This window comes from Methanoregula sp. (assembly GCF_050010295.1).
Lineage (GTDB): Archaea > Halobacteriota > Methanomicrobia > Methanomicrobiales > Methanospirillaceae > Methanoregula.
Genome location: NZ_JBEKLH010000005.1, coordinates 115237 through 140460 on the forward strand (window position 1 = coordinate 115237; position 25224 = coordinate 140460).

At 53.7% G+C, this 25224-nt stretch carries 22 protein-coding genes; 9 read left to right on the forward strand and 13 right to left on the reverse strand.

Translation table 11 applies throughout. The features are described from left to right. Positions 1-3: 3 nt before the first annotated feature. Genes ABSB80_RS08390 through ABSB80_RS08405 form a run of 4 tightly spaced genes read right to left on the reverse strand, consistent with a single transcriptional unit; the run spans position 4 to position 4464 of the window. Entirely contained in the window at positions 4-1092 is a 1089-nt protein-coding gene (locus ABSB80_RS08390) for a DNA topoisomerase IV subunit A (RefSeq protein ID WP_428370023.1), read from the reverse strand. After that, a complete protein-coding gene (locus ABSB80_RS08395; protein ID WP_428370025.1) occupies positions 1085-2887 on the reverse strand; it encodes a DNA topoisomerase VI subunit B in 1803 nt (600 codons plus the stop codon). Before ABSB80_RS08395 ends, ABSB80_RS08390 begins: the two co-directional genes overlap by 8 nt. Next, positions 2874-4106 (reverse strand): histidine--tRNA ligase, encoded by a 1233-nt coding sequence (gene hisS / locus ABSB80_RS08400; RefSeq protein WP_428370081.1) that lies wholly within the window; start codon positions 4104-4106, stop codon positions 2874-2876. Before hisS ends, ABSB80_RS08395 begins: the two co-directional genes overlap by 14 nt. A 37-nt stretch (positions 4107-4143) precedes the next feature. Beyond that, a complete protein-coding gene (locus ABSB80_RS08405) occupies positions 4144-4464 on the reverse strand; it encodes an ABC transporter permease (protein ID WP_428370027.1) in 321 nt (106 codons plus the stop codon). Positions 4465-4515: 51 nt separating this feature from the next. On the opposite strand from ABSB80_RS08405, the gene larB reads away from it, so the two are divergent. The 3 genes from larB to ABSB80_RS08420 are packed head-to-tail and all read left to right on the forward strand — an operon-like array spanning position 4516 to position 7135. Further along, positions 4516-5292 carry a nickel pincer cofactor biosynthesis protein LarB gene (larB, locus tag ABSB80_RS08410; RefSeq protein ID WP_428370029.1) on the forward strand — a complete coding sequence of 259 codons (777 nt, stop codon included), beginning with the start codon at positions 4516-4518 and terminating at the stop codon, positions 5290-5292. After that, positions 5289-5795: a nicotinamide-nucleotide adenylyltransferase gene (locus tag ABSB80_RS08415; RefSeq protein WP_428370031.1), complete on the forward strand. Its 507-nt coding sequence runs from the start codon at positions 5289-5291 to the stop codon at positions 5793-5795. The genes larB and ABSB80_RS08415 overlap by 4 nt, the downstream gene beginning before the upstream one ends. Positions 5796-5845: 50 nt before the next feature. After that, positions 5846-7135 (forward strand): hypothetical protein, encoded by a 1290-nt coding sequence (locus tag ABSB80_RS08420; protein WP_428370033.1) that lies wholly within the window; start codon positions 5846-5848, stop codon positions 7133-7135. Between the two features lie 186 nt (positions 7136-7321). Here ABSB80_RS08420 and ABSB80_RS08425 read toward each other — a convergent pair whose 3' ends face one another. Together ABSB80_RS08425 and ABSB80_RS08430 are read right to left on the reverse strand one after the other, a co-directional pair. After that, on the reverse strand, positions 7322-7516 hold the full coding sequence (locus ABSB80_RS08425; RefSeq protein ID WP_428370035.1) for an antitoxin VapB family protein: 195 nt from the start codon (positions 7514-7516) through the stop codon (positions 7322-7324). Positions 7517-7676: 160 nt separating this feature from the next. Continuing rightward, positions 7677-8438 (reverse strand): metallophosphoesterase family protein, encoded by a 762-nt coding sequence (locus ABSB80_RS08430; RefSeq protein WP_428370037.1) that lies wholly within the window; start codon positions 8436-8438, stop codon positions 7677-7679. A 227-nt stretch (positions 8439-8665) separates the two neighbouring features. Here ABSB80_RS08430 and ABSB80_RS08435 point away from each other — a divergent pair, with 227 nt between their 5' ends. Further along, entirely contained in the window at positions 8666-9139 is a 474-nt protein-coding gene (locus ABSB80_RS08435) for a hypothetical protein (protein ID WP_428370039.1), read from the forward strand. Positions 9140-9232: 93 nt separating this feature from the next. On the opposite strand, the gene ABSB80_RS08440 is transcribed toward ABSB80_RS08435, so the two are convergent. Both ABSB80_RS08440 and ABSB80_RS08445 read right to left on the reverse strand, forming a co-directional pair. Then, positions 9233-9553 carry a hypothetical protein gene (locus ABSB80_RS08440; protein ID WP_428370041.1) on the reverse strand — a complete coding sequence of 107 codons (321 nt, stop codon included), beginning with the start codon at positions 9551-9553 and terminating at the stop codon, positions 9233-9235. A gap of 187 nt (positions 9554-9740) precedes the next feature. Further along, positions 9741-10910 carry a redox-regulated ATPase YchF gene (locus tag ABSB80_RS08445; RefSeq protein ID WP_428370043.1) on the reverse strand — a complete coding sequence of 390 codons (1170 nt, stop codon included), beginning with the start codon at positions 10908-10910 and terminating at the stop codon, positions 9741-9743. A 98-nt stretch (positions 10911-11008) separates the two neighbouring features. On the opposite strand from ABSB80_RS08445, the gene ABSB80_RS08450 reads away from it, so the two are divergent. Both ABSB80_RS08450 and ABSB80_RS08455 read left to right on the forward strand, forming a co-directional pair. Next, complete coding sequence (locus ABSB80_RS08450; protein ID WP_428370045.1) at positions 11009-11599, forward strand: pyruvate kinase alpha/beta domain-containing protein; 591 nt, start codon at positions 11009-11011, stop codon at positions 11597-11599. A 2-nt stretch (positions 11600-11601) separates the two neighbouring features. Further along, entirely contained in the window at positions 11602-12444 is an 843-nt protein-coding gene (locus ABSB80_RS08455; RefSeq protein WP_428370047.1) for a DUF7847 domain-containing protein, read from the forward strand. A 60-nt stretch (positions 12445-12504) separates the two neighbouring features. Here ABSB80_RS08455 and ABSB80_RS08460 read toward each other — a convergent pair whose 3' ends face one another. Beyond that, entirely contained in the window at positions 12505-13707 is a 1203-nt protein-coding gene (locus tag ABSB80_RS08460; RefSeq protein ID WP_428370049.1) for a TIGR00297 family protein, read from the reverse strand. A 140-nt stretch (positions 13708-13847) separates the two neighbouring features. Here ABSB80_RS08460 and ABSB80_RS08465 point away from each other — a divergent pair, with 140 nt between their 5' ends. Further along, positions 13848-16439 carry a valine--tRNA ligase gene (locus ABSB80_RS08465; protein WP_428370051.1) on the forward strand — a complete coding sequence of 864 codons (2592 nt, stop codon included), beginning with the start codon at positions 13848-13850 and terminating at the stop codon, positions 16437-16439. Between the two features lie 37 nt (positions 16440-16476). Here the strand turns inward: ABSB80_RS08465 and ABSB80_RS08470 are convergent, their stop codons facing one another. From ABSB80_RS08470 to ABSB80_RS08480, 3 genes are all read right to left on the reverse strand, one after another. Beyond that, positions 16477-17868, reverse strand: a complete 1392-nt coding sequence (locus ABSB80_RS08470; RefSeq protein ID WP_428370053.1) for an ApeA N-terminal domain 1-containing protein — start codon at positions 17866-17868, stop codon at positions 16477-16479. Positions 17869-19400: 1532 nt separating this feature from the next. After that, entirely contained in the window at positions 19401-20021 is a 621-nt protein-coding gene (gene tmk, locus ABSB80_RS08475; protein WP_428370055.1) for a dTMP kinase, read from the reverse strand. Beyond that, positions 20015-20686 (reverse strand): HisA/HisF-related TIM barrel protein, encoded by a 672-nt coding sequence (locus tag ABSB80_RS08480; protein ID WP_428370057.1) that lies wholly within the window; start codon positions 20684-20686, stop codon positions 20015-20017. The genes tmk and ABSB80_RS08480 overlap by 7 nt, the downstream gene beginning before the upstream one ends. 43 nt (positions 20687-20729) lie before the next feature. Between ABSB80_RS08480 and ABSB80_RS08485 the strand changes: the two genes are divergently transcribed. Together ABSB80_RS08485 and guaB are read left to right on the forward strand one after the other, a co-directional pair. Then, positions 20730-21416, forward strand: a complete 687-nt coding sequence (locus ABSB80_RS08485) for a (5-formylfuran-3-yl)methyl phosphate synthase (protein WP_428370059.1) — start codon at positions 20730-20732, stop codon at positions 21414-21416. Between the two features lie 3 nt (positions 21417-21419). Continuing rightward, positions 21420-22889 (forward strand): IMP dehydrogenase, encoded by a 1470-nt coding sequence (gene guaB, locus ABSB80_RS08490; RefSeq protein ID WP_428370061.1) that lies wholly within the window; start codon positions 21420-21422, stop codon positions 22887-22889. A gap of 323 nt (positions 22890-23212) precedes the next feature. Here guaB and metG read toward each other — a convergent pair whose 3' ends face one another. Further along, positions 23213-25201, reverse strand: coding sequence for a methionine--tRNA ligase (gene metG, locus ABSB80_RS08495; RefSeq protein WP_428370063.1), 1989 nt, complete (start codon positions 25199-25201; stop codon positions 23213-23215). Between the last annotated feature and the right edge of the window lie 23 nt (positions 25202-25224).

Here is a 25224-nt window from a genome sequence, read left to right on the forward strand (position 1 = left end):
AACCTAGATTATCCCCATCTCACACAGCCTTTCCGGCAGATACTTCTTCGTCACAAAATCAAGCCCGCGTGCTGCAAATGCCTGCTGTTCTGACTTCAGCCCCATGTCGATCTGAAAGATGATCTGTTTTTTCCAGTAGTCCGTGGCAAAACGGGGGTCTGTCAGCTCGGCATTGAGTGCCTCCACATCTTTTTCGGTCAGCTTGTCGGAAGGAAGGTTGTAGTCCCGGATATCGCTTGGCTGCAGGCCAAGGAACTGCGATCTTGGAGTGGCCAGAAGTTCCGACATGTGTGCGCTCTTGATAGCACCATAGGCAACGGACGCAAAAATGCGGTACGACCATGGATCGCCATCGGTGAAAACGAGCACGGGAAGATCCCAAGTCGAACTTATCCTGTTGAGCATGCGACGGGTCGAACGCGCCGGCTGTCCTTTCAGGTGCACGAGAATCGCGTTGAACTCCTCGTCAAATCCGTTCTCGATGAGACGGTCGTACATACCACCTGTCTCTATAGCGATAACGAACTTGGCGTTGTGATCAACAAATTCAATATTCTCCACATTGTTGGGAATCGTGTATCCCGCCTGCCCGACATCGTCCTGGCAATGGATCGTCTTCATCCCGCGACGCGTCTCTTCCCGGATCCGCATCGGGCCATAAATAGAAGCACCATTCTCTTCGGGGTGGAGATGGAACCCCTCGCGGGGGACTTCCGAGAGGATCTCGAGGTCTTCGATCAGGAAGTTGCTCTCGTCCTGGGCACTGAATTTTGCGCGCTTCCACCCTTCCGAGATATAATACATCTCTCTCAGGGTCGAAGACCGGTTCTCGGTCAGCTGCTGCTTGATAAACCCGATTACATACGCCATTTTCAGGAGGTGCGTGGCGCTCTTGGCTGAAGCGGCCGTGCGCATGCTCTCCCGGTCACCATATTTCCATACTTCGCTTGCATCATCGAACTCAATATTGTATTTCGTCCGGGTCGGGAGCGAGATTGAGGGGATCTCTCCTGCCTTCATCTGATCATACCAGGCGCTGGCAATCCCGAGCAGGGCTGCCATTGACTTCTTCTCAAGTTCTTCCCTAGACATCGAGGTCCACCACCATCTTCCGGGAATCATCTATCCCGCGTATATCCAGCAGGCCTCCGCCTTTCCCGGTATACATTGCCCGCCATACCTCTTTTGACGGAACAGTTACTTTCCAGACTTTGGTGAACTGGCCGTCAATCTCGCTCACAAAATCCGCTTTGGGAACGGCATCGGCAGCGGGATCGGCGGATATATCATACACTGAAATCTCACCAACATACCCGCTATAGTTGGCGAGTTCGATGGTAACCTTTCCGCCGCGGGACGATTTTTTGGCAATCATCTTGCGCATAAGTTTTCCCTCGATAGGTGTTGTGTCTACAACCGGTTTTTCAACAATCTCGCTGACTTTCGAGGCGATCTCGGGAATGATAGCACAGACAGCCCGGGCTCGGTCTTCGGCCTGTTTGTTTTTGTCCCTGCGCGAGACAAAATTCTTAAGTTCGCGGCCGAGGTCTTGGAGAACGAGAACAATCTCCTTCTCAATTTCCGGGATACTGGCAATGGCGTCCTTGCTTTCGCTGGTAAACGGGACATTTGTCGATGCCACATGGACCAGGATCAGGACCGGTCCCACCGGGAGTCCCTGCTGCGTGATGTTATACGATTTCCAGTTGATATTCGCGACGCATTCCGTGATGGCACAGGCCCCCTGCTGGTACATGAGAGGGACCCGGTTGGCAAAGCGGAGGAGGATGGCATTGCCTTCAACCGGGAGTTTTCCCCCGTACCCGATCGCCGCCTCGACCATGAACGGGTGACCGGAAAAGACCGAACTCGGGCGGGTCCGGGCAGCGACAAAATCCATCTGGAACTCCTTGTCCAGTCCTCGTCGGATCAACTCTTCTCCGATAGGGGAGAGGCACTGGGAGGTTGGAGGGGCGGGGACTCCGACTGCCTGCATGGCGGAGAGAAGGGACTTGAGTTCGTCCATGGAAAGACCGTTTGCTTTTACCGTACTTTTGAGTCCGGCCCGTTCACCCATCTCCTGCGCCGTTTTTTTCCCGACCCGGCTGAAATTTTCAACGAGAAAATCAGCCAGTTCCTGGTCGCTTGCCGCCACCATCCGCTTGAGCTGGCCAAACTCGATCCCGTGAGGGTGCGGTCGTATTGCCACCGGGCAGGCAATTACTTCCTGGCTCACACGCTCGAACGTGAACGATTCGTCATCCAGTTCGACCCGGAACCGGGCATGGGGGTTGACTACGGATGTGTACCGGAGATATTCGAGCAGCTTCTTCTTTGCCGACATGGTACTCTTGAACTCGATCTGCACCCGCGTGCCGTGAGCGCGGTCCCAGTCAAAGGGCTGCTCGGAGATGATATCCGGCTCGTTCGTCTCGATCCTGATCTGGATCTCAAACCGGTGGGCCGGTTCTTTGGCACCGGTGCGGGATATGACCACCGTCGGAAGGCCGCTGGTCAGCTGCGCATACAGCACTGCGGCAGAGATGCCGATACCCTGCTGTCCTCGGGTCTGACGGATCTGGTGGAACCGCGACCCGTAGAGGAGTTTGCCAAACACATACGGGACCTGCGCTGCTATGATACCAGGCCCGTTGTCCTCAACAATAATACGGAAAATATCGGGACCGGTCTTTTTTATGCTGATGAAAATATCCGGGAGCACCTGTGCCTCTTCACAGGCATCCAGTGCATTGTCCACGGCCTCCTTGATGGTGGTGATAACCCCCCGCGTGGGAGAGTCAAAACCAAGGAGATGCTTGTTCTTCTCAAAAAATTCTGCAACACTGATGCTGCGCTGCTGTTTGGCGAGCTCGTCAGCGAGAGCCAAGCGCAACCACCCCGGCAATCGCAGCTTTTAACCCGATCGTCTTCTGCTCACCGGACTTCAGATCCTTGATCGTAACCTCCCCGGATTCCACTTCACGCTTCCCGATGACAACCGCAAAGTCCGCGGATTTCGAGGCATGGGCAAGCTGGGCCCCGAGACCGCGTTCCATGAGATCCATCTCGGTGCGGATACCGGAGTCGCGGAATGCGCGGGCGACTTCGAGGGCACGTTTTCGCCCGTCTTCTGTGCAGACGATACTGATAATCGTATCTTTTTTCTGCCGGACCTCCCCAAGGGAGACCATTACGCGGTCAAAACCTATGGCAAACCCGCAGGAGGCAGTATCGTCCCCGCCGAAGAGATGGGCAAGGCGATATGTCCCTCCGCCAAGGATCTGGTTTTCAGCCCCGAGGTTATCGGCAAACGCTTCAAAAACAGTACCGGTATAATAGTCCAAGCCTCTCGCGATCCCGAAGTTGAGTGAGTACCTCACACCCGCTGCATCGAGAGTAGAAATGGTCTGTTCGATCCGATCTTTCCCTGAAACCTGCCCTGCAATCTCGAAGGCATCGGCAAGGTCCCCGCTCCCGATAAGGGCTACGAGTGAATCCGCGAGTTCCGGCTTTTCCATGGTCCGGAGTGCATCCGTGAGCCCGTCGAAATCTTTCTTGTCGATATGCGCCATGACCCTGCGCTGTGCCGGAGGCTCAAGATCCTTGAGAAGATTTTTCATGAACGAGAGATGGCCGACTTTCAGCTCGTACCGCACGCCGGTTGCATTCAGCATGTCAGCAGCAAGCATGATCACTTCCGCATCAGCGGCCGCGGTATCAGCGCCGATGAGTTCCACACCAAACTGCCAGAACTGGCGGTACCGCCCTTTCTGCGGCCGCTCGTACCTGAAGCAATCGGCGAAATAACACCAGCGCAGGGGTTTTGGCGCAACCTTTGCCTCATTGATGTACATGCGTACGACCGCTGCAGTGATCTCCGGGCGCAGGGCAAGCTTACGGCCGCCTTTGTCTTCAAAAACATACATCTCTTCAACGATTCCCTCGCCAGAGCGCATGGTGAAGAGCTCAAGGTCCTCGAACTCCGGAGTACAGACTTCCCGGTAGCCCCAGCGGCGAGCAACTTCCCGCATGCGCCATTCCGTGGCGCGCCGCGCTTCCATCTCATCCGGTAAAAAATCTCTCGTGCCTCGTGGTTTCTGGAGCATGGTTGTAAAGTCCTTATTCAGTACTGTTCGCATCACATTATTTCTTATTCACCCTTCCGGGCGACACACTACCAAGAAGCCGTTGCAGGGTACCTTCATCTTTCCATATCTTCTCCTTTTTCCGGTTGACAAGGAGATACATCGCCGCAAGGATCAAGCCAAGGCCGAGAAGTTCAAAATCGGGAGCGAAGAATGCCACTTGAAAACCGAGGGTCGCAAGCGCGCCATAGGCAACACCCCAGTAAGCAGCCGAGCGGTATCCCGGAAGCCCCGTCCTGAAAAATATCCGCGCGTCCCTCAGCCAGAGAAAGATCGTGGCTGCAGTCCCGAACAGGGCAACATAGAGAAGGTACGACATGGCAATGAACTAACTTATTATACGCTGTTCCATATCTGTATTATTACAACCATGCAGGCAAACTCGGCGTTACAGGATCTCCTTAGGAAATATAAGGAGGGCGCGATCTCCCTCGATTCGGCGGCCGAGGCCATTGAAGGGCTGCGCCTCGACCGCATCGGGGATTTTGCCTGTATTGACCTCGGGCGGAGCATACGCTGCGGTATGCCCGAGGTGGTTCTTGCTGACGGAAAAGACCCGCCCCATCTCGCAGAGATTGCCATTCGTCACGCGGAGGCAGTGGGGCGCTGTATCATCACACGCATCAGTCCCGATCAGGCTGAACGAGTACGGGAATCCGCGACGAAGAAGGGCATAGCAGCAGAATATCGCGATACCGGAGGAGTCCTCATTCTGGGAAACGGGCCGGCACCCGGGAAGACCGGGGGGGTAGTAGCGATCATCACCGCCGGCACCTCTGATATCCGGGTCGCTGAGGAGGCCAGGATTATTGCTGAAGAGATGGGGTGTGAGGTACGGACTGCCTATGATGTGGGGGCAGCCGGCATCCACCGCCTGTTCCCTGCGCTCAAGTCCGTACTTGCAGCCAACGTCTTCGTAGTCTGCGCGGGGAGGGAGGGGACCCTGCCGGCTGTCGTTGCCGGGCTGGTTGACAAGCCGGTAATCGGTGTCCCTGTGAGTGTCGGCTATGGTTACATGGGGGAGGGGAAAGCAGCTCTTGCCAGCATGCTCCAGTCGTGCTCGGTCATAGCCGTTGTGAACATCGACGCCGGGTTCACCGCCGGTGCCTTTGCTGCCCGGATCGCAAATATGGGAGTGCATCCATGAAACGGGGATTTTATATCGGGAGGTTCCAGCCCTACCATAACGGGCACCAGTCCGTACTCGAACATATCGCAGGAAAAGTTGACGAGATCATCATCGGGATCGGTAGCGCACAGCTCTCCCACCAGGTTGACAACCCATTTACCGCCGGTGAGCGCGTTCTGATGATAACCCGGGCGCTCGCTTCCCTGGAATGCCCGTTCTATGTCATCCCGATTGAGGACATCCAGCGCAACGCCCTCTGGGTGGCCCATGTCCGTTCGATGGCCCCGCCGTTTGAGACCTGTTACTCTTCAAACCCCCTCGTCATCCAGCTCTTCAGGGAGTCGGGCATCAAAGTCCAGTCACCTGCATTGTATGAGCGCGAGACCCTGAGCGGAACCGAGATCCGGCGCCGGATGCTTGCCGGTGAACCATGGGAGGAGCTTGTCCCGCAACCGGTCGTCCGGGTGCTCAGAGAGATCAAAGGAAAAGAACGGCTCCTCCAGATTGCCCGAAATGATTGACCGTCCCTGTGGCAGCCGCCAAGACCATAAACGTCTATCCGGTGCATCGTATGCATGATTTTCTGAAAAAGATCCTGAGCAGAAAAGAACAGGAACCGACCCTCATCTCCTTTGACTCTATTCCGGAATGGCTTGACGCCCGCAGGGAGTCGGTCCTGTCCACACTTGAATCCGAAACAACAATACCTGTCCAGAACATCCGGAACGCAGCGGCACAGCTGCAGCACATCGTGAACAGCATCGCCGGTGCCGAGCACGATCCAAAAATTCACCCGAAACTCAAAAGTATCGCAAAGAACTCCCTTCCCCTCTTTGTCAGGGCAATGAACGCGTCCCTGGCAAAAGAATTACCGGACGAAATAAACGAATTTTACTCTGCAGCAGTTGAATGCGTGAAAGGGTGCCTGAACAGTACGCGGGGACAGGGGAGGTATCTCCAGGTCGTCTTTCCCGATGAAATGAAATCGGTCAGAACCGGTATTGATGCGATGGGGCGGGAGATTAACGGCCTCACCGATTCCCTCGGGCGGTACCGGAAAGAGTTCGACAGGGAAAAAATTGTGATGGAATTGTACGACGCAGTCAGAGATCTCAAAGCGGATTATGCAAAATCAGCTGAAAAAGAGCAGCGCATTATCGGACGCATTACTGAGATAACGGATCGCCTGACGAAAATCGGGAACGAGACAAGTCTCCTTTGTTCCGATGAACAGATGAAAGAGATTTCGGGGCTGAGGTCCGCGCTTGCAGCCAAGGAACGGGAACGCGATGATATGGTGCGTTCCTATGCTGCTCTCTCCATGACCGCGTCCCATGTATTCCGCAAAGCCGAGAAAATTGCGGTCAGACAGAAGCACCCGCCCGAAGTTTCAGCTCTCCGGCATGCCATGGAACTCCTCTCGGATCATGCCATGCCGGATCCGCAGGAACTGACCGCCCTGCTCACTGCTGCATGCCCGGTAGCTGAACGGATGATCGGCAGCGGGGAAATTGTGCTGAAAAACAAGGAAGAGCACTCAATTTTTTCCGATACCTCTCGGTTTTGCCAGGAGATGATTATGATGTGCAGGGAACTCAGGGCCCGGGAGGACTCGTGTACCGCTGCCTGCGAATCCCTGACCGTACACCCTGTTCTTATCCGGGTGAATTCGCTCGAACGCGAACGGCACCAGCTGGAATCGAGACTATCAAAAGAGAAACAGTCGCTTAAGGAACTGGAAGACTGGAGACTGAAGAGCGGAGAGAAGATCCCGGTACTTGTAGAGGAACTGCGCATAAAAATTAGAGAGATTGCGGGGGAGAACGTGCAACTTCAGGTTAATTGCCAAGGGTCAGCGTGAGAGGGACGGGTCGGCATTTTGTGGTTAAAGGTATCATTCTCATCATCATCTTCTTCCGAAAACATCTCGTCCACTCGTTCGACAAGCCAGTTGAGCCGGTCTTGGTTGATATCGTCGGTAAGCACCAATTTCATTGGATCAGACACCATTCGGTCTTTTGCAGGATCCGTAATGAAGCCAAAGACATTATCGTGGATGGATTTCGATAAAATCCTCAAGCTCACGCTGGCTGGCCGAAAATTCGTCCGACCACCCGTAGCATTCACGGAGCATCTGCGCGATGACGTCGGAAAACGTCATATTCCCACGTTTCAGCGTGAGAAGCGCCTCATACACCTCAGGATCGATTCGTATCGAACGTCCCTCGCCTGCACGAGGCATAATAACCACTCTGTGGTTACATAATATAAATATATCGCGAAGAAAGGGAAAAAATGCCTTTGATTTTATATGCAGAGCACAAACCGGGCAAAAATTGCGGAGATCCAGATCTTTATCCAAGATAAAAGACGGTCTGGGGCAACAGTATCAGGCCCGGAATTTATGCCGGGAGCAGAATCCGGATGAAGGAGAATGCAGAGAAATCGGTGTATGCAAATTCTGGTGCATAGCCGTGACAGCCTCCGACACGGAAGAGCGCCGGGTAGTCGAGGGGTACACGCGCTGCTTCAAGCCTGATATTGCCCGGTTCGATCTCCCCGCCCAACATTCTGAATTTAAGCTCGTTCTGGACAATACCATTTGCGGTTTTGCTGCAACAGATATGCTCGTGCTGGTGCCCGCAGCACATATGGGTAAGGCCCCTTTTCTCAAGAGCTTCGAATGCCATCGGCGCCGTATAATGGTACCCGGTAAAAAAGTCACCGCTCTCGTGGGAGAGCCGCTGCCAGCACTTGAGTCTGAGGGTTTGGTTGCCGAGTTCAAGCGGACCTCCATGGACAAAGAGCATGCCGCGGTCTGCCCATTCCATGGGCATCGCGTCGAATATAGAGAGAAGGGGGGAGTCGCGCAGCTGCTCGTGGCGGTAGGTGCTCGCCGCATCACTGCCGCTCACCAGGATGCCGTGGATAAATGCGTGGTCATGGTTACCAAGGATTGATATGAGCCGGTACTCGTGAGAAAGAGTGTGGATCTTTTCCAGGGTTTCCTGAGGCCGGCTTCCCCGGTGAAGGAGGTCTCCTAGGTTTATAAGAACGTCGACCGGGCCAAACTCCTGCCGGAAGAACGGAGACCCGATGCACGAAGCAAGTGCCCCGATAGCGTCTGCATCGGAGTGCACATCAGAAAAAATTACTGCACCCATACCGATAGCGGGAATATTGGTGCTTCTTTCTCTTATAAACCATTGATGCCCTGAGTTCAATATATCCGACTGCAAGCATAAGGATACGTTCATGTGGCACTGGTTCCAAAGTACTATCTGAACGTCAGAACCAGGGCGCATTCGGGTTATTTCCAGATTTCAGAATCTGTGGAACTACCATAGCCCAGATGGTTCTGGCGAGCTCACTCACAGGAGGATCTATCCTGATGGAAAAATTTCTTGATGCCTATCTAGAACGCCTGCGACTCCAGTTCCCGGGTTTTCCGTCCTCAACCGCCCACGAGATCGCATCCGCGTTCCTTGCTTTCAAATTCGGGCTTTACGAAAATGCGGTCCGGGAATGCACCCACGCCATAGCATTGATTCCTGAAAGCGGACCCAATGCGGCACTGAAAAAGGCACTCGCCATAATCAGAGCGAATGCAGATGACCGCACCAGGTCCCGGGTAACACCCGATCTCTCATTCGCATTTTCCCCGGAAGAGCGCAGATACATAGCCATCGACCTGCCGGCCGAGAAGGTTGAAGACCCTGGCACATTTGAACTGGACAATGCTCTCATCCTCGTTTACGTAGTGGCACTCCTCACCTCTCCGGACGATGAAGAGACCATGGGAGAGCACCGGAAACTGATTCTAAGACTTCTCACGGATTACAAGAAAGCAATGGGTTTTGATTGATCGTTATCCCGAGTCTTAGCTAGGTCCGGATGATCAATACTCCACTTTTTGAAAAATCCCGCTGGAGTGAAAAGAAGATTGAGGACGGTCCGCTCAGAGGCTGTCCATGCTGATGCCGGTAAAGTCCTGTGCCACTTCCCGGATGTCCTTGACACCAAACGCGGTCTGGACCGTGCTGAGTTCCAGCTGGTTTGCAGCATCGCACATGTAATCGAGGATGTCGACAGAAAGTTCCTTCTGGATCTTGCTCTTGCGCAACTGGTCAACCAGCGCACTCATCTTTTCGGGAGGCTCCATGCGGAGTTTGGCAAGGCTCATGACACACATATAGATCCGGGTCAGGTTCCTGTCCGTCCCGGTGATACAGTCAAAGAAATTCCTGATAACCTGTGCCTGATAGATATCCCCACTCATGAATCCACCTCTGCCGTCTTGGTTCTCGGTAAATCCTCTGTTCACATTATCCCATTATAAACTTTGTGGAAAAAGGAGGGTTTTCCCGGTAAAAGATCTCATAAAATCAGGGATTTTCCAAAAGTGCGGCCGCATTGTCAGACAATAAGATGACAATCGTCATACCATACTAGTAACCGTGCCGCATTTACTTTGCCACACTGACAATCTTGATGATGTCACCGTTCCGAAGCACGTGGTTCTCCTTGATCCGCATCTTGGTCCGGGCGTCAATGGCATAGAGAAATCCCTTTCCTATGTCCGTATGCACCTGGAATGCCAGGGCATGGGGCGTTGAACCGTTCTTCATCAGGAATGCGTCCGGCAGCACGTCTCCCTGTTTGTTGCAGTAGTGGTTCTCGTCTTCTACCGGATAGACGACAATCATGTCAAGCAGATCGAATACCGCCTGGTTGATGGCCTGTTGTACGCCGGTGCCATTGCCCTGTTTCATTACATCCGCGATCTTTGCAAGGCCGGCTTTCTGGGCCGGGGAGAGGGACCCTTCGTTCGCGATCCTGAACTCCGGGTCTCCGGGCAGGTACAGGATCACGTGCGCTGCCGCGGCGTTCCGCAACGCCAGTTCGGATGCCGCGCTTGCAAACACGACGCGGGCTGCAGCGAGCCTGGTGCGCAGGACCTCTGGGGCCTCGTCGACCTTGTTGCCGACGACCAGCATCGGTTTTGATATTTTCACCATCTCCGCGCACAGGGGAATGAGGTCCTCAACCGATGCATGGACGAGATCGATCTTCAGTTTCAGCTCTACATCGCGCACATCTTCAGTCGTGATCCCAAGGCCGGTAAACGTCTCAGCGATCCCCTGCTGGATGGCAGCGCCCTTTCCCTGGGACTGCCGGCTTATCCTCGTCCAGTGCTTCTCAAGGATCCCATGCACCCACATCGTCATCTCAAAGATGAGGAACTTGACGTCCTCTTCAGGATCATGGTTTCCCGCCCCGACCGGGTTTCCTTCGCTGTCAGTCCCGCCACTCGCATCGATGATGTGGAGGATCGCGTCGGCCTGCCGGAGGTGGTCAAGGAACTGGTTGCCCAGACCCTTGCCTTTGTGCGCATCAGGTACAAGACCTGCGACATCGATAAGATTCACCGGCACGAAGCGGGAGCCGTCAATACAGTGGCTGCATTTTACTTTCAGGTCAGAACACGCGCACTTTGTCCGCACATACCCGACACCGAAGTTCGGGTTGATGGTAGTGAACGGGTAATTCGCGATCTCAGCATTTGCCATCGTGGCAGCCTTGAAAAATGTCGATTTTCCGCAGTTGGGTTTTCCCGCAAGAGCCAGGGTAATCATGGAAGGTTCCTCAGACTTGATTACTAATGAAATTCGCAATTATTGGTATGAACAGAATCTGACAAAGTTTTTCCATCCCGGCTTAATAAAAGGTACTCATGACATTTGTTGAGAGAAAAACCTATTATTTTGAACGGCCCGGCGAGGAGAACACTGCAGATGCTGCGCGTTTTTCCATCCAGCGGGCCCAGGAACTCAATATCAGGACCATTGTTGTTGCAAGCACGTCCGGTAAGACCGCGCAGGTTTTCTTCGATGCCATGAAGGGGTCCGGTCTCCAGCTCGTAGTCGTCACCCATGTGGTCGGATTTACAAAACCCGGGGAGTGGGAATTTTCACATGAGACTGCCCAAAGCCTGCAAAAGCAGGGGGTCAGGATTGTGACGGGTACCCATGCCCTCTCCGGGCTGGAGCGGGCACTCTCCCGCTCGACAAAAGTCGGCGGCGGGTCCCGCACGGAAGCCATCGCTGAAGCCCTCCGGCGGGTTGTTGCAGTGGGCCTCAAAGTGGCCGTCGAATGCGTTCTGATTGCCGCAGACCAGGGCGCAATCGGCGCAACCGGTGAGGTTGTTGCTGCCGGAGGGACTGCAAGCGGTGCTGACACGGTCTGCGTTATCCGCCCTGCGCACACCAGCAGTTTCTTTGACCTCCAGGTACGCGAGATCGTTGCCATGCCGAGGACCCGGTAACGATGGCGATCGCTGAATTCAAGGAGGCTCTCCATCTTCTCCGGCGGATGCCGTTGCTCTGGGTCCCCGGCCTGATCGGGGGGTTATCAGCGGCAGTGCTCTGGATCCTCCTCAACCTGTCGGGGACGTTTTTCGCAGGCCGGCTCCTTATCGTATCAGGGCTTTTGCTCCTCCTGTTTACTACCGGACTGCTTCTCATCATCAGGAACAATGGCGGGGACCTCAGGGCACTGGTCGGCGGGGGAATCCGGTACTATTTCCCCGTGCTCCTCCCACAGCTGGTCATCATATTTGCTATCCTTGTGGTGTTTGTCCTGATCATCGTCACCTTCACGCTCACCGGGTCAACACCCGACCCGGCCTTGATGGTCATTCTCACGTTCTGCATCATGATCCCATGTCTCGTTCTCACGCTCTTTTTCGATACTGCAGCGGTGTTTGAAGAGCGGAAGGTATTTGATTCCATTCACCGGAGTATCGGACTTGTCACAACCCACTTTTCTGAGGTGATCGCGTTTATCGTGGTCAGCATTGCCGTGACATTGGGCATCGTTTTTTGTCTGATGGTGGTCTGGGAAGCGTTTCTCTATGACAAACTCGAACCGATCACCCGGTATACCGAGGCACAACTCCAGGCATTTACCCCGGAACAACTTGTTGCTATCATCGGTCCTGATGGGATGTGGATCACTGCTGTCATCGTATTCCTTGCCGGCTTCCTCCTCATCCCCATCTTGTACAGTTACAAAGCCTGTTTTTTCAAGAAGCTAGCCGGGAGCACGGTCGTGATACAGCAGCAGATGAGCGGTGAATATGACAGCAAGGGACGCTGGTATAAATATTGATTTTCAGATGCCGTACCAAGGAAGTGAAACCAGAAAAAGGAAAATCACCATTTTTACTGTTTAAAATTTCAGGAAAATGAATATCGCCACTGCAAAGAGCCCGCCGCCGATTGTTGCCAGCAGGTTGGTGCCGGCATTCCCGAGGAAGCCCTTGTTTTCGAGGGTTGCTCCCACGAAACTGTCAATATTGGTTCCGGCAAAACCCGCGAGAGTGCAGATAACCAGCATCGACGGTGTGATTACGCCTATAAGGAGTGCGACGAGTGAGACCGCAAAGCCGCCCAGGAGCGCCACCGTCTCTCCCACAAGCGTCACCCCGCCATTTGTACCAATGGGGACTTTTTTCAAGGTTGTGATCATGTAGGGGATCCCACCGGTCACTCCAATCTCGCTCGCCACCGTATCTGCAGCAGCGGTCGCTACGCAGCCAACATACACGACAATAAAGACCGGCTGCTGAAAAACTCCGAACAGGACTGCAGCAGCAGTAGCCACAATCCCGTTCGCAAAAACATTCCGGTAACCCCGGGCCCCGCTCTGGCCTTGTTCTACGCCGATCCTCTTCTTGTATTCGAATTTGTACCTGGTCGCTGCGGAACCCAGGATGAAGAACGTGAGCATAATCATGAACCACCTGGCATCAGCAAATACCAGGAGAACGATGCCTACGAGTGCCGAGGAGAAGAGCCCGGAAAGGTCGGCGGTTTTTGACCGGAAGGCAAAATACCCGAACGTGAACCCGACAATGACTGCGGCGACGACCATCTGGAGGTTGGCCTGGTAATTGAGTTCCTGGATGAGCCACATGGTCATGGCGATACCCACTCCCTCAATCATCAGCGAATCCTCGTATTTGAGCAGGATCACCTTCAGGAGCACCGCCGCGATAATGCCGAAGATGATGGTCAGGATCGCGGTCTCATGGAGGTACGCCATAACGAGGACGCCGGCCCATGCCGTGGAAATGATATAGTACAGGTAGGTATTCAGGTCGTCGGCGCCCGTCTGGAAGACCAGTTCCCCGAGCACAAGCATGGCGAGGCTCGTTGCGAATACGAAGAACGGCAACAGCCCGATACCATAGAGAGTGGAAAGGATACAGAAGGTGAAGGTTAAATATTTCGTATCGAAAAAACGCCAGAGGATAAGGGCATAGAGGATAACGACGAGTCCCATCAGCCAGGCCGGCCTGAGGTAGGGGCCGACGAGGGTGGCGCCCCCCACGATTGCCGCCGCGTACCCGAGGCCCCGCTGTCTATGCATTGGTCATCATTTGTTTTCAAGCAAAAAGAGTTTTATTGTGCTGCCTTTGCCCGGAAGTCACGATTACCGGCATGTACCTGCCAGGCATGCGGAATATTATACGATCACTATATTTTATTTCACAACCAACCTTGACCCGAATGGTGCCATCAGATCAGCTGCCGAAAAACTATGATTTTGCCGAAGTGGAGGAACGCTGGAGGAAGACCTGGCGCGATGAGGACCACTTTTTTGACAAAAATTCGAAAAAGCCCCAGTTTGTAATTGATACCCCCCCCCCTTACCCCACAGGCAACTTCCATATCGGGAACGCGCTGAACTGGTGCTACATCGACTTCTTCGCCCGTTACAAGCGGATGAAGGGGTTCAACGTGATGTTCCCCCAGGGGTGGGACTGCCACGGTCTGCCAACCGAAGTGAAGGTGGAAGAGATCAATAAGATCACAAAGAACGATGTCTCCCGCGAGGATTTCCGGAAGATGTGCCGGGACCTTACGATAAAGAACATCGCGGCGATGCGCCAGACACTGCGCAAGATGGCATTCTCCACGGATTGGAGCAACGAGTACATCACCATGATGCCGCAGTATTACGGCAGGACGCAGCTCTCGTTTTTACGCATGCTCAAAAGCGGGTATATCTACCAGAGCGAACACCCGGTCAACTACTGCACCCGCTGCGAGACAGCAATCGCGTTTGCGGAAGTTGCGTATGACGACCGCGAGACTACGCTCAATTACTTCGATTTCGATAGTCTCGAGATCGCAACCACCCGCCCCGAGCTCCTTGCAGCCTGCGTGGCTGTTGCCGTGCACCCCGGCGATGAGCGCTTCCACGTGCTGAAAGGCAAATCCATGAAAGTGCCGCTCTTCGGCCACGATGTCCCGGTCGTCCAGGATGAGGCCGTCGATCCCGCATTCGGCTCGGGCGCCGTGATGATCTGTACTTTTGGCGACAAGCAGGATGTCCACTGGTGGAAACAGCACAACCTCGCGCTGAGGAAAGCCATTGACCGGCAGGGGAAGATGACCGGCATTGCCGGTAAATACAAGGGCATGAACACGACAGCGTGCCGGGCCGCGATCCTTGCCGACATGAAGGAAGAGAAGATCCTGAAGCGGCAGGAAAAACTCGCACAGCGCGTGGGCACCTGCTGGCGCTGCAAGACGCCGATCGAGATCCTCTCCGAGCGCCAGTGGTTTGTGAAGATCAGGCCGGACGAGATCCAGAAAGCCGCCCACCAGATAACGTGGTATCCAGAGCACATGCTCCGGCGGATGGAGAACTGGGTCGAACAGATGGAGTGGGACTGGTGCATTTCCCGGCAGCGGATCTTCGCGACCCCGATCCCGGTCTGGTTCTGCACCAAGTGCGGCGAGAGGGTGACACCCGATGAAAAGGATCTCCCGGTCGACCCGACTCTCGTACAGCCCGGCCATCCGTGCCCGAAGTGCGGCAGCACATCGTTTGCCGGTGAAGTGGACGTACTCGACACGTGGATGGACTCCTCCATATCGGTCCTCAACGTGACCGGCTGGGATGGCAGCGGTACCCCGCCGTATTTCCCTGCCCAGATCCGTCCGCAGGGCCATGACATCATCCGGACATGGGCATTCTACACGATCCTCCGCTCGGTTGCCCTGACCGGCCAGAAGCCATGGGACGAGATCCTCGTCAACGGCATGGTACTTGGCGAGGACGGCTTCAAGATGAGCAAGAGCCGCGGCAACATCATCGTGCCCGAGGACATCATGAGCAAGTACGGCGCCGACGCCCTCCGTCAGTGGGGCGCGATAGGGGCTGCGACCGGCTCCGATATCATGTTCAACTGGAACGACGTGGTCGCCGCATCCCGGTTCCAGACGAAGATGTGGAACATCACCAAGTTTGCTCTGATGCAGCTCGGAAAAGGAGGGTTTGACGGGAACGAACCGGTCACGGCGCTCGCCGACCGCTGGCTCCTCGTCCGTCTCTCGGATACCGTGGAACAGGTCAGCGGTGCCATGGAAGCCTACCAGTTCGATGTCGCGCTCAAGGCTATCCGCGAGTTTGCCTGGGATGTCCTTGCCGACAATTACATCGAGCTCGTCAAGGGCCGGCTCTATCAGCAGGATGCGGCCCGGAAGAGTGCCTGCCTTGTGGTCCATACCGCGTTCGATGCCCTCTGCCGGATGCTTGCCCCGTTCACTCCCTACTTTGCCGAGGAGTGCTACTCATACCTGAATGGCGGGAGCGTCCACAAGCAACCGTGGGTCACATTCACCTATGACGACGATGATGCCCGCAACGAAGGCAACCTGCTCGTCCAGGTGGTTGCCGAAGTACGGAAGTACAAACACGACGCAGGTCTTGCGCTCAACGCCCCGCTCGGCAAAGTTACAATTTACGCGCCGCACACGGTCAATGACGAAGGGGATACCGGGCGGACGCTCAATGCTGATGTCCACTGGCGGACCGATGCAGCTAAACTCGATCGGGTCGTCACTGACATCGATTTCAACCGCGGCGTAGTAGGCCCCACGTTCCGGAAGCAGGCGCAGGCATTCATGACCGCGGTCCGGGCGCTCTCACCGGAGCAGCTCGCAAACCCGCCGAAGACGATCACGCTCGAAGGCACCGAAGTCGCGATCCCGGAGAATGCCTTCACGCCAAAGTACTCCTATATGGAGGAAGGGGCAAAGGTGGACGTGATCACAGTCGGCGATGTGATCGTGACGATTGTGAAGAAGTGAAGGAAAAAAATTTTCAAGACTATTCTTAAAAAATTTTTCAAGTTTGTGAAAGCATGTGTTGATATTTTTGATTTCTCGCAAGTATTGCCTCAATATCAGTTAAATTAAAACCCAATTCTTTGAAAATGCATACTTCTACGAGAAGTTTAAGTTTAAGATTATATTCGTTGTATTCCCTAAAATCAGAAATTGCAAGTTTTTCAAGTTCTTTATCAAAATGTGTTCGATAATTTCGAGTGTCCAACACTTTATTAATAAATAGATCTTGATTTTTTATATATTTCGAGGTAATCGGCCTATTGTCATTGAAGATAAAATTCAATCGCTTTCTTAAACTTGGCTCATTACCATATTTAAGAGAATTGATGAACTTAGTTTTAAAATCGGCATAGTTTGAATCTTCGATCATCGGAAAGAATTCAGTTATTTTTTGCTTAAAATCATCGTAATTCGGGTTTGTAAGATATTGTCCGTTGTATCGTCTTCTATGATAAGATTCTAAACAAGAAATCAGATTTAAGAATTTGTGTTCAATATACATTTTATCCCCGTATTGCAATGCGAAATATAGATTAAAAACGGGGTCCATGAGAGAACTCTTTTCAAACCAATTTTTAAGTATCCTTTCAAATTTATCAGATATAATATCAAAAGAAAAAGGCATCATACTCGGGTGTATTACCTTATCTTTTTCAAGCAGATGTCTTTGTATTTCAAGAAATACTTCAACGGGTTTATCTGCTTCTCCTTTTTCTGAAATCAAAATCACAAGCGATTGAATCCAAATTGGCTTATTTATTGCAATCGTCAAAAAACGTTGAAATCTTGAAGAAATGTTCATGAATTGTTCAAAATTCATATCCATAGAAGTCTCAATATCAGCAAAAGCTTTGTCTTGGAGTGTTACTTTCATTCCTTCAATTTTCCATTCTCCGCTGTGTTCATTGCTAGAGATCAGTGAAATTTTTAATTTATCATCGATATTTGCAGTAATAGGATCCAAAGATTTCGTTGTCACAGAGAATTCGCCATTTTTAGATGAAGTGAAAGACATGGTATTACGAAAGAACCACGATTCTAAATGATTGTATCCCGTACGAGCATATTTAAATTTAATATCAGATCCTTTTTTGAACGTATGTCCTTTAAAAATGACATTTGCGAAATATTCTGTCGTTATTATTTCTGGATTGAAAATCATATATGGGGCAGTTTGAGTGAAACACTTGTATAATGTGATCTCGCTTCCGGTAAAACCATTAATGATATCATATTCCCGAACCGTGCTTGCATTATCTAACGTTTCAAGCGAGCCCATCACTTGCAATTTTGCTCCGGTTTCTGGACTATAAGATAAAGTTCCATGTACCTTTTTTTCTGGATTCTCTGGTAACCACCAAATACCTACTTCCGAAAATTTTTCAACCATAATTTCTCACAATGTTTTTACGTCTTCTTTTCAACTATAAACATTATGTACAAAAAACAATGCGTTCCAAATTAAGATAAAATTTCATCAAGGTTGTTTTTTTACCACAATCAACATCGTACCATTTTAAAAAATTTTCTTTCAAGTTTTTGAGGGGGTGCTAATTTGATTTGAAAATGTGATTGCTGCCGCCGCCCCCGACGGGGCGCCCCCGCGGCGGCTCAATTACCCGCCATCAACAGTACAGGACCTTGCCCATGCGCGACCCGGGAGAATCACCCGTCGCATCAGCGAGGGGTGATTGGAGAAGACGTAAGTCTTCGACTGCATCGCGCCGACTCTCTTCGAAGCAGGGGGGGAAACCATCGCAGTTGGGCCGCCAAACCCCGTCCCCATCCTCCGTCGTAAACCCCATCCTCCGACGTAAGAATGCCTCCGTATCAAGCCCCGTTACCCAAAAGGGGCTCAAATTGAACCGCATATAATGCCCTCCGGAGGCCCGTAGAGGCACTTTTTCGGGCATCTTTTTTCTCCGCCCGCCCTTTGGTCTAACGAAGATTTTTATGCGAAAACTCACCCAGCTCTTGAAAACGCCGAATCTGCCTCTTTCTGGCATTCCGGGCCAGCATTATGCCCCACTGGAATCCGGGCGTCTTACGCGTTTTTCCAAAAATGCCTCTTTTGGCAAACCGGGGATTTTACGGGGTTTTCTATACTTCAGGGGTCTCCGGATTGCAGGGCCCTCACGATGAAGAATCGTGATGATCTGCCGGACCCCCTGTTCATGCAAATCCACTAGGAGTTTCGTGCCAAACAGGAGGGTGTCGGATCCCAAACGGAGCCCTATTTGAGCCCCGTTTGCACTTTTCCGGGAAACGGGGCCCGTAGAGGGGCCGGATTGAAAAGGTTGTCAACTCCAAAAAAGGTGGTCCCGGAAGGGTGGCTTCCGGAGCGGTTTCCGTCGTGGATTGAGGGGGAGGACCGGATTTTTTTCACATCCGGGCCGGAAAAAATTTTTAAAAGAAAAAATTAAAAAAATTCCGGAAAATTTTCTGCGTGAAAAATTTTGAAAAAAATTTACAACTGATTGGAATTGATGAACGAGTTATTGAAAAAAATTTGTGAGAGGTGGCCGGTCCGGAAATTTTTTTGCTGAGGGTGGGGGCTCATGAAAATATTTTGTTGAGATATCAGGTCGCATGAAAATTTTTGCTGATGATTGAAACCCGAACAAAACGATGGCTCCCCGCCTCAGGGCCTCTCCGGGGAGTCGATCGTCGCGTCAGCGAGGATTGACTGGAGAAGAATCCGTAAGGATTCTTCGACATATGAGTGGTTCATCAGAACCACGAATTCGAGAAGTTCGCAAAGAACTTCGAGCACGGCGGGGCAAATTACCTATTCAATTTTAGGAGACAGGTAATTGATCCGCCGCGGGGGCGCCCCGCCGGGGGCGGCGGCTTCCATCGCAAGTCCACTGAGATGACAGAACAAGTAGAATCGAAAAAGATTTTGGTCCGACTGCAAAACTTTCACTTCCTCCTTCTCTTCTTCTTCCCCGCCACCCACATCACCCGGATCGCGTCCGCAACAAATTGCGCGACAGTCCCCGGGGGGAGCATCGCATCAACGATCACGAACCGCGACGGCTCAGCGCGGGCAAAAGACAGGTAATTGTTCTGGACTTTTTCCAGCACCTCGCGCCGCTCGAAATGCTCCCGCTTGTCCTGCGGCTTGAGCCGGGTCAGGGCTTCGTCTACAGGAAGCACGCAGAGAAACGTTTTGTCGGGAATGATCGTCCAGCTGTTGTGCATGGCCCGGAGCCATTGTTCGGGTTCCGGGATGATCCCCTGCAGGGTAACCGACTGGTAGGCATACCGGCTGTCGCTGTACCGGTCGGAGATGACGAGTTTTCCTTCGGCAAGGGCGGGCCGGACCACTCGTGCAAGGTGGGCCGCGTGGTCTGCAACAAAGAGAGTCGCTTCCGTGATTGGGTCGATCTGTTCTGCGATAGCACGTCTTACCGCCGCACCGATCCATGTAGCCCCCGGCTCGCTGGTGAAGACCGGGGCGAGGTCAGCGAGCGGTTCCCTGAGTGCGGCGTGCAATGTGCTCTTCCCGCTCCCGTCAATTCCTTCCAGCGTGATTAACAACAGCGTCCCCTCCGGACCCATGCGAGCGGTACGGTACCACGGTGCAGGGCAGTGGCAATGATCGCACCGTCAAACCCGGCATCGCTGAGCGCCTGCAGGTCGGCAACAGTTGCAACTCCCCCTCCATAGAACAGTTTCCTGTGATATGTGGCCCGCATTTTTCCGAGCGTGTCCTTGTTGATCCCGGTCTCCGTTCCCACAGCACCGATGTTGAGAATAATGCAACCGTCAAATTTCCAGCCGTTCGCTCTCCTGAGAAAATCGACCGGATCTCTGCCTGATGGGATGACGCAGCCGTCCCTGATATCGAGGCTCAGGAAACCACCCGTGTATCGCGAGAGATCAGACCCGCCGGTCTCTGTGCCGATAATGTTCCGGATATGGTAACCGTTGAGGAGATCGTCCGGGGACCGGGACCCCCGGTCCACGTAACAGGCCGCAACCTGCCGGGCACAGTCCCGGACAACGCGGTCATGCGAGCCATTCCCTTCGATCCGGTCGAGATCTGCGATGTAGAGGAACTTCGGGGCGACGGCTGTGACAAAACCATGCGGTTCGGCCGTCGGGGAACATCCCCAGTCCAGCGGTTTGTAGCTCGCACGTTTCCCGGATTTACCATGCACAACCAGATTCTTCTTCAAATCCATCGCAAGAACCAGTTCCATAGGCGAACGCAATCACTATTAGGATAAAAGATCATTAAACTTTATGCAATTGTTGGTCAGCCCAAGCTCTATCGCCGAAGCAAGGCACTCCACCGCCGCTGACATCATCGACGTCAAAAAACCTTCCGAAGGATCGCTCGGGGCAAACTATCCCTGGGTCATCCGCGAGATCAAGTCGTTTTCAAAAAAGCCGGTGAGTGCGGCGATCGGGGACTTCGATTACAAGCCAGGCGGGGCATCTCTCGCTGCCTACGGGGCGGCCTGTGCCGGGGCTGACTACGTGAAGATCGGGCTGGCATTTGACGGGCAGGAACAGGCAAAGGAGGTCATCCACGCGGTTGTCAGGGCCGTGAAAGACGAGTTCCCGAAAAAGTTTGTCGTTATAGCTGCCTATTCGGATTACGAGAGGATGGGCACGATCTCCCCGTTCGAGATGGCACCGATTGCCGCGAAGTGCGGGGCGGATTTTGCCATGGTCGACACCGGCATCAAGGACCGGCAGAGCACGTTTGCGTTCATGACCGAGGAGAAGCTCCGCGACTTTACCGAGAAGAACCGGAAACTGGGCCTCGGGACAGCCCTTGCCGGTGCACTGAAATTTGAAGATATTGACGCGCTCAAGCGCATCAACCCGGATATTATCGGTGTGCGGGGAATGGTCTGCGGCGGGGACAGGAATGCCACGGTCCGCGAGGACCTGATCCAGACCGCACTTGCCATGATCAGGTGAATCATGTTTGTCGAGAAACTGGATGTGCCACTCTCATTAACCTTTGACGATGTGCTGCTCGAACCGCAGGCCTCGTGGCTTGAGCCTTCCGAAGCAGATACCCGATCGAAGTTTTCGAAAAAGATCAATCTCAATATCCCGCTGGTATCGGCGGCAATGGACACCGTGACCGAAGCAACGATGGCTATTGCACTCGCCCGCGAGGGCGGTATCGGCGTGATTCACCGGAACATGACGCCGGAGCGTTCGCTGCAGGAAATTATTGTGGTCAAGCAGGCTGAAGAGCTGATCGAGCGTGAAGTCCTCTTCGTAGAGGACAGCGCGACGGTCTCCGATGCCGAGAACCTGATGAACCAGTACAGTATCGGGGGACTCCCGGTTGTGGACAGGGGCAAGATCATCGGGATCGTGAGCCGCCGTGATGTCCGGGCGATCGTCTCAAAACGGGGAGATGAGAAGATCACCACGATCATGACAAAAAAACCGATCGTGGCAGATGAAGACATCACTGCAGAAAAAGCGCTTGAGATCATGTATACGAATAAAGTCGAGCGGCTCCCGGTCATCAACGGGAAGGGCAGGCTGATCGGTATCATCACCATGCAGGACCTGCTCGAAAAGCGCCAGTACCCGCTCGCGAGCAGGGATAAGACCGGCAACCTCCGGGTAGCTGCTGCGGTCGGGCCGTTCGATTTTGCCCGCGCGGAACTTCTTGACCAGAACGGTGTCGATGCACTCGTCGTTGACTGCGCTCACGGCCACAACATGAAAGTTGTCGCTGCGGTCCAGGAGATCAAGGGAAGTGTCAAAGCGGAAGTGATCGCAGGTAACATCGCGACAAAAGAGGCTGCAGAAGCCCTTCTCAGTGCCGGCGTGGACGGGATCAAAGTCGGCATCGGGCCTGGATCAATCTGCACGACCCGTATCGTTGCCGGTACCGGCGTTCCCCAGATCACCGCTGTTGCACAGGTGGCAGACGTTGCCCACGGCGCGGATGTGCCGGTCATCTCTGACGGTGGTGTCCGGTTCAGCGGGGATGTTGCAAAAGCGATCGCAGCAGGCGCAGATAGCGTCATGATGGGCAGCATGTTTGCCGGTACTGACGAGTCCCCCGGGAAAGTGATCACCATGAAAGGCAGGCGGTATAAGCAGTACCGCGGCATGGGGTCCCTGGGTGTCATGAGTACGGGACAGTCGAGCGACCGGTACTTCCAGAAGAAGGACATCGGGAGCACGAAGTTTGTACCTGAAGGAGTGGAGGGTGTCACTCCCTATGTCGGCCATGTGGGCGAAGTTATCTACCAGTTTGTCGGCGGGCTCAAGTCAGCCATGGGATACACGGGTTCAAAAACCATCCAGGAGATGCACACCAAGGCAAGGTTTGTCCGGATCACCAACGCCGGCATGACCGAGAGCCACCCGCACAACATCATGATCACAGACGAAGCGCCGAACTACCGGCTCTTCGAATAATCCGCCCTTTTTTTTTATCCTAATCCGTATTCATTCCCACGGTTCAGTCTTCTTGTGGATATTTTCATCGTACGGCATTGAAAAGCAGAGAATGCCTGGATGGGCATTGCGGATGCTGCGGACTCTTGATCAGAGTGGTTGTCCTCCTGCTTCGCAGAAGGAAAGAACACTCGTTATCTGAAATCACTCATACAAATGTTGCAGGAAGGATCCCCGGACCGCTTTCCCCGGGCGATTCTCCTCCCGGCAGATCACAGCAACCCGCATCATCGCATCCCGTTCGTCGCTGGTATAAAATTCAGAAAGAACGGAACGCAATACATTTACCGTATTTTACTTCCCGGCTCGACCGGCTTCAGCGGCACCAGGATCGAGGCCGCATCCCCGGCAGCAAGTACCATGCCATTGCTCTCCACACCGAAGATTCTGGCGGGTGCAAGGTTAACGACTACAACCACGTCTTTCCCCACGAGTTCCCCTGGGGTATAGAACTGCTGCATACCGGCCACAATCTGGCGTTTTTCGGTGCCGATATCCACCATGAGTTTCAGGAGCTTGTTCGACTTCGGTACAGGTTCGGCGGAGAGAACCCTGCCGGTCCTGATCTCCAGTTTCTGGAATTCTTCGAATGATACGGTGGGTGTCTTTTCCATTTTCCCGTTCGCCTCCGCGACACGTTTCCGGAGCAGGGCATCGAGCTCTGCTATCTGGTCATCTTCCATCTTGACAAACAGCGGTACCGGAACACTGATGCAGGTCTCCGGGACCGGGCAGGTCGCGTCTCCAACCGGGTGGGCTGCAACTTTGTCTTTGGAACCCAGCATCTCCCAGCACCGCTGGGCCGAGTCCGGCATCACCGGCTCTATCAGCAGGGCGAGGGCTTTGACGATCTGCACGCAGTTCCTGATAACCCGTGCTGCAGCTGTCCGGTCTGTTTTGACCAGTTTCCAGGGAGCATTGTTCTGGATATAGGTATTCCCGAAAGCCGCGAGCCCCATAATAGCGTCGACTGCTCCTTTGAACTCGTAGTCCCGCATGAGTGCATCAACTGTGGCAAGGCTCTTTGCGATCTCTGCAACAATCTCCGGATCGACCGGGCCGGGGGGGATCCCGCCGAACTCCTTCTGGGCAAAGAAGAGCGTGCGGTACACAAAATTCCCGAGGATATTGACCACTTCATTGTTGATCCGTTCGCCAAAGATCTTCCAGGAGAAGTTGAGTTCTTTGGTATGGCTCGTGTACGCGAGCAGGTAATACCGGAGGTAATCTGCCGGAAGGCCTTTGTCAAGGTAGTCGTCGTTGGTCCAGACCACGTAGCCGCGTGACTTGGAGAACTTGTGGTCATCGACTTTCACCATCCCGCTTGCCACAATTGCGTGGGGGACGCCATAGCCCGCACCCTTCAGGAGCGCAGGCCAGAAGATAGAGTGGTGGTAGATGATGTCGCCGCCGATAAAATGGGTGACCCGGTTCTCCCCGCACCAGTAGCGTTTCCAGTCCCTGCCGCTCTTCTCCGCCCATTCCTCGGTGAACGCGATGTACCCGATCGGGGCGTCGACCCAGACATAGACCACGAGATCGTCCCGGCCGGGGAACTTCACGCCCCATTCGAGCGTGCGGGTGATGCACCAGTCGTGAAGCTCGTCCTTAATCCAGCCGATGGCATAGTTCTTCGCATTGCTTGTGCCCCTCACGTTCTCAAGAAACGGCAGGAGGAAGTCCCTGAATTCCGAGAGCTTAAAAAAATAATGCTCCTGGTCCCGGAACTCGGCCTTCGTGCCGCATACCTTGCAGACCGGGTCTTTTATCTCGCCGGGTTCGAGGTGCCTGCCGCAGCCCTGGTCGCACTCGTCGCCCCGGGCAGGAGTCCCGCAATGGGGGCAGATCCCCTCTACGTACCGGTCGGGAAGGAAGCGCCTGCATTTCGTGCAGTAAGCCTGGTGAACGATCTGCTTATAGATATAGCCGTTCTTCACGAGTGCGGAGACAATGGCCTGCGTCCGGTGGTGGGTAGCCGGGTCGTCGGTCATTCCGAACCGGTCGAAGATGACTCCCATCCTCTTGAACGTCTCGGCGAAGTGATGATGGTAGTGTTCCGAGAGTGCCCGGGGCGAGATACCAGCATCTTCGGCAGAGACGACGATGGGTGTCCCGTGGTTGTCCGAACCGCAGACGAAGACGACCTCCTCGCCTGCCCGCCGCATGTAGCGGACATACGCATCGGCAGGGACGTATGTTCGCAGATGGCCGAGGTGGCAGGGGCCGTTGGTATACGGCAACCCGCAGGTGACGAGCAGCGGTTGCGGATTCATCAGTACTTTTTAGATGCTTATGA

Bases quoted from the DNA above. Each gene is read 5' to 3' on its own strand.
- ABSB80_RS08465 (WP_428370051.1), top strand. From the start codon at position 13,848: ATGGTGCCATCAGATCAGCTGCCGAAAAACTATGATTTTGCCGAAGTG.
- ABSB80_RS08450 (WP_428370045.1), top strand. From the start codon at position 11,009: ATGACATTTGTTGAGAGAAAAACCTATTATTTTGAACGGCCCGGCGAG.
- ABSB80_RS08455 (WP_428370047.1), top strand. From the start codon at position 11,602: ATGGCGATCGCTGAATTCAAGGAGGCTCTCCATCTTCTCCGGCGGATG.
- metG (WP_428370063.1), bottom strand. From the start codon at position 25,201: ATGAATCCGCAACCGCTGCTCGTCACCTGCGGGTTGCCGTATACCAAC.
- ABSB80_RS08430 (WP_428370037.1), bottom strand. From the start codon at position 8,438: ATGGGTGCAGTAATTTTTTCTGATGTGCACTCCGATGCAGACGCTATC.
- ABSB80_RS08405 (WP_428370027.1), bottom strand. From the start codon at position 4,464: ATGTCGTACCTTCTCTATGTTGCCCTGTTCGGGACTGCAGCCACGATC.
- ABSB80_RS08420 (WP_428370033.1), top strand. From the start codon at position 5,846: ATGCATGATTTTCTGAAAAAGATCCTGAGCAGAAAAGAACAGGAACCG.
- ABSB80_RS08460 (WP_428370049.1), bottom strand. From the start codon at position 13,707: ATGCATAGACAGCGGGGCCTCGGGTACGCGGCGGCAATCGTGGGGGGC.
- larB (WP_428370029.1), top strand. From the start codon at position 4,516: ATGCAGGCAAACTCGGCGTTACAGGATCTCCTTAGGAAATATAAGGAG.
- ABSB80_RS08445 (WP_428370043.1), bottom strand. From the start codon at position 10,910: ATGATTACCCTGGCTCTTGCGGGAAAACCCAACTGCGGAAAATCGACA.
- ABSB80_RS08390 (WP_428370023.1), bottom strand. From the start codon at position 1,092: ATGTCTAGGGAAGAACTTGAGAAGAAGTCAATGGCAGCCCTGCTCGGG.
- ABSB80_RS08425 (WP_428370035.1), bottom strand. From the start codon at position 7,516: ATGCCTCGTGCAGGCGAGGGACGTTCGATACGAATCGATCCTGAGGTG.
- guaB (WP_428370061.1), top strand. From the start codon at position 21,420: ATGTTTGTCGAGAAACTGGATGTGCCACTCTCATTAACCTTTGACGAT.
- ABSB80_RS08435 (WP_428370039.1), top strand. From the start codon at position 8,666: ATGGAAAAATTTCTTGATGCCTATCTAGAACGCCTGCGACTCCAGTTC.
- ABSB80_RS08485 (WP_428370059.1), top strand. From the start codon at position 20,730: ATGCAATTGTTGGTCAGCCCAAGCTCTATCGCCGAAGCAAGGCACTCC.
- ABSB80_RS08470 (WP_428370053.1), bottom strand. From the start codon at position 17,868: ATGGTTGAAAAATTTTCGGAAGTAGGTATTTGGTGGTTACCAGAGAAT.
- ABSB80_RS08480 (WP_428370057.1), bottom strand. From the start codon at position 20,686: ATGGAACTGGTTCTTGCGATGGATTTGAAGAAGAATCTGGTTGTGCAT.
- ABSB80_RS08440 (WP_428370041.1), bottom strand. From the start codon at position 9,553: ATGAGTGGGGATATCTATCAGGCACAGGTTATCAGGAATTTCTTTGAC.
- hisS (WP_428370081.1), bottom strand. From the start codon at position 4,106: ATGCTCCAGAAACCACGAGGCACGAGAGATTTTTTACCGGATGAGATG.
- ABSB80_RS08415 (WP_428370031.1), top strand. From the start codon at position 5,289: ATGAAACGGGGATTTTATATCGGGAGGTTCCAGCCCTACCATAACGGG.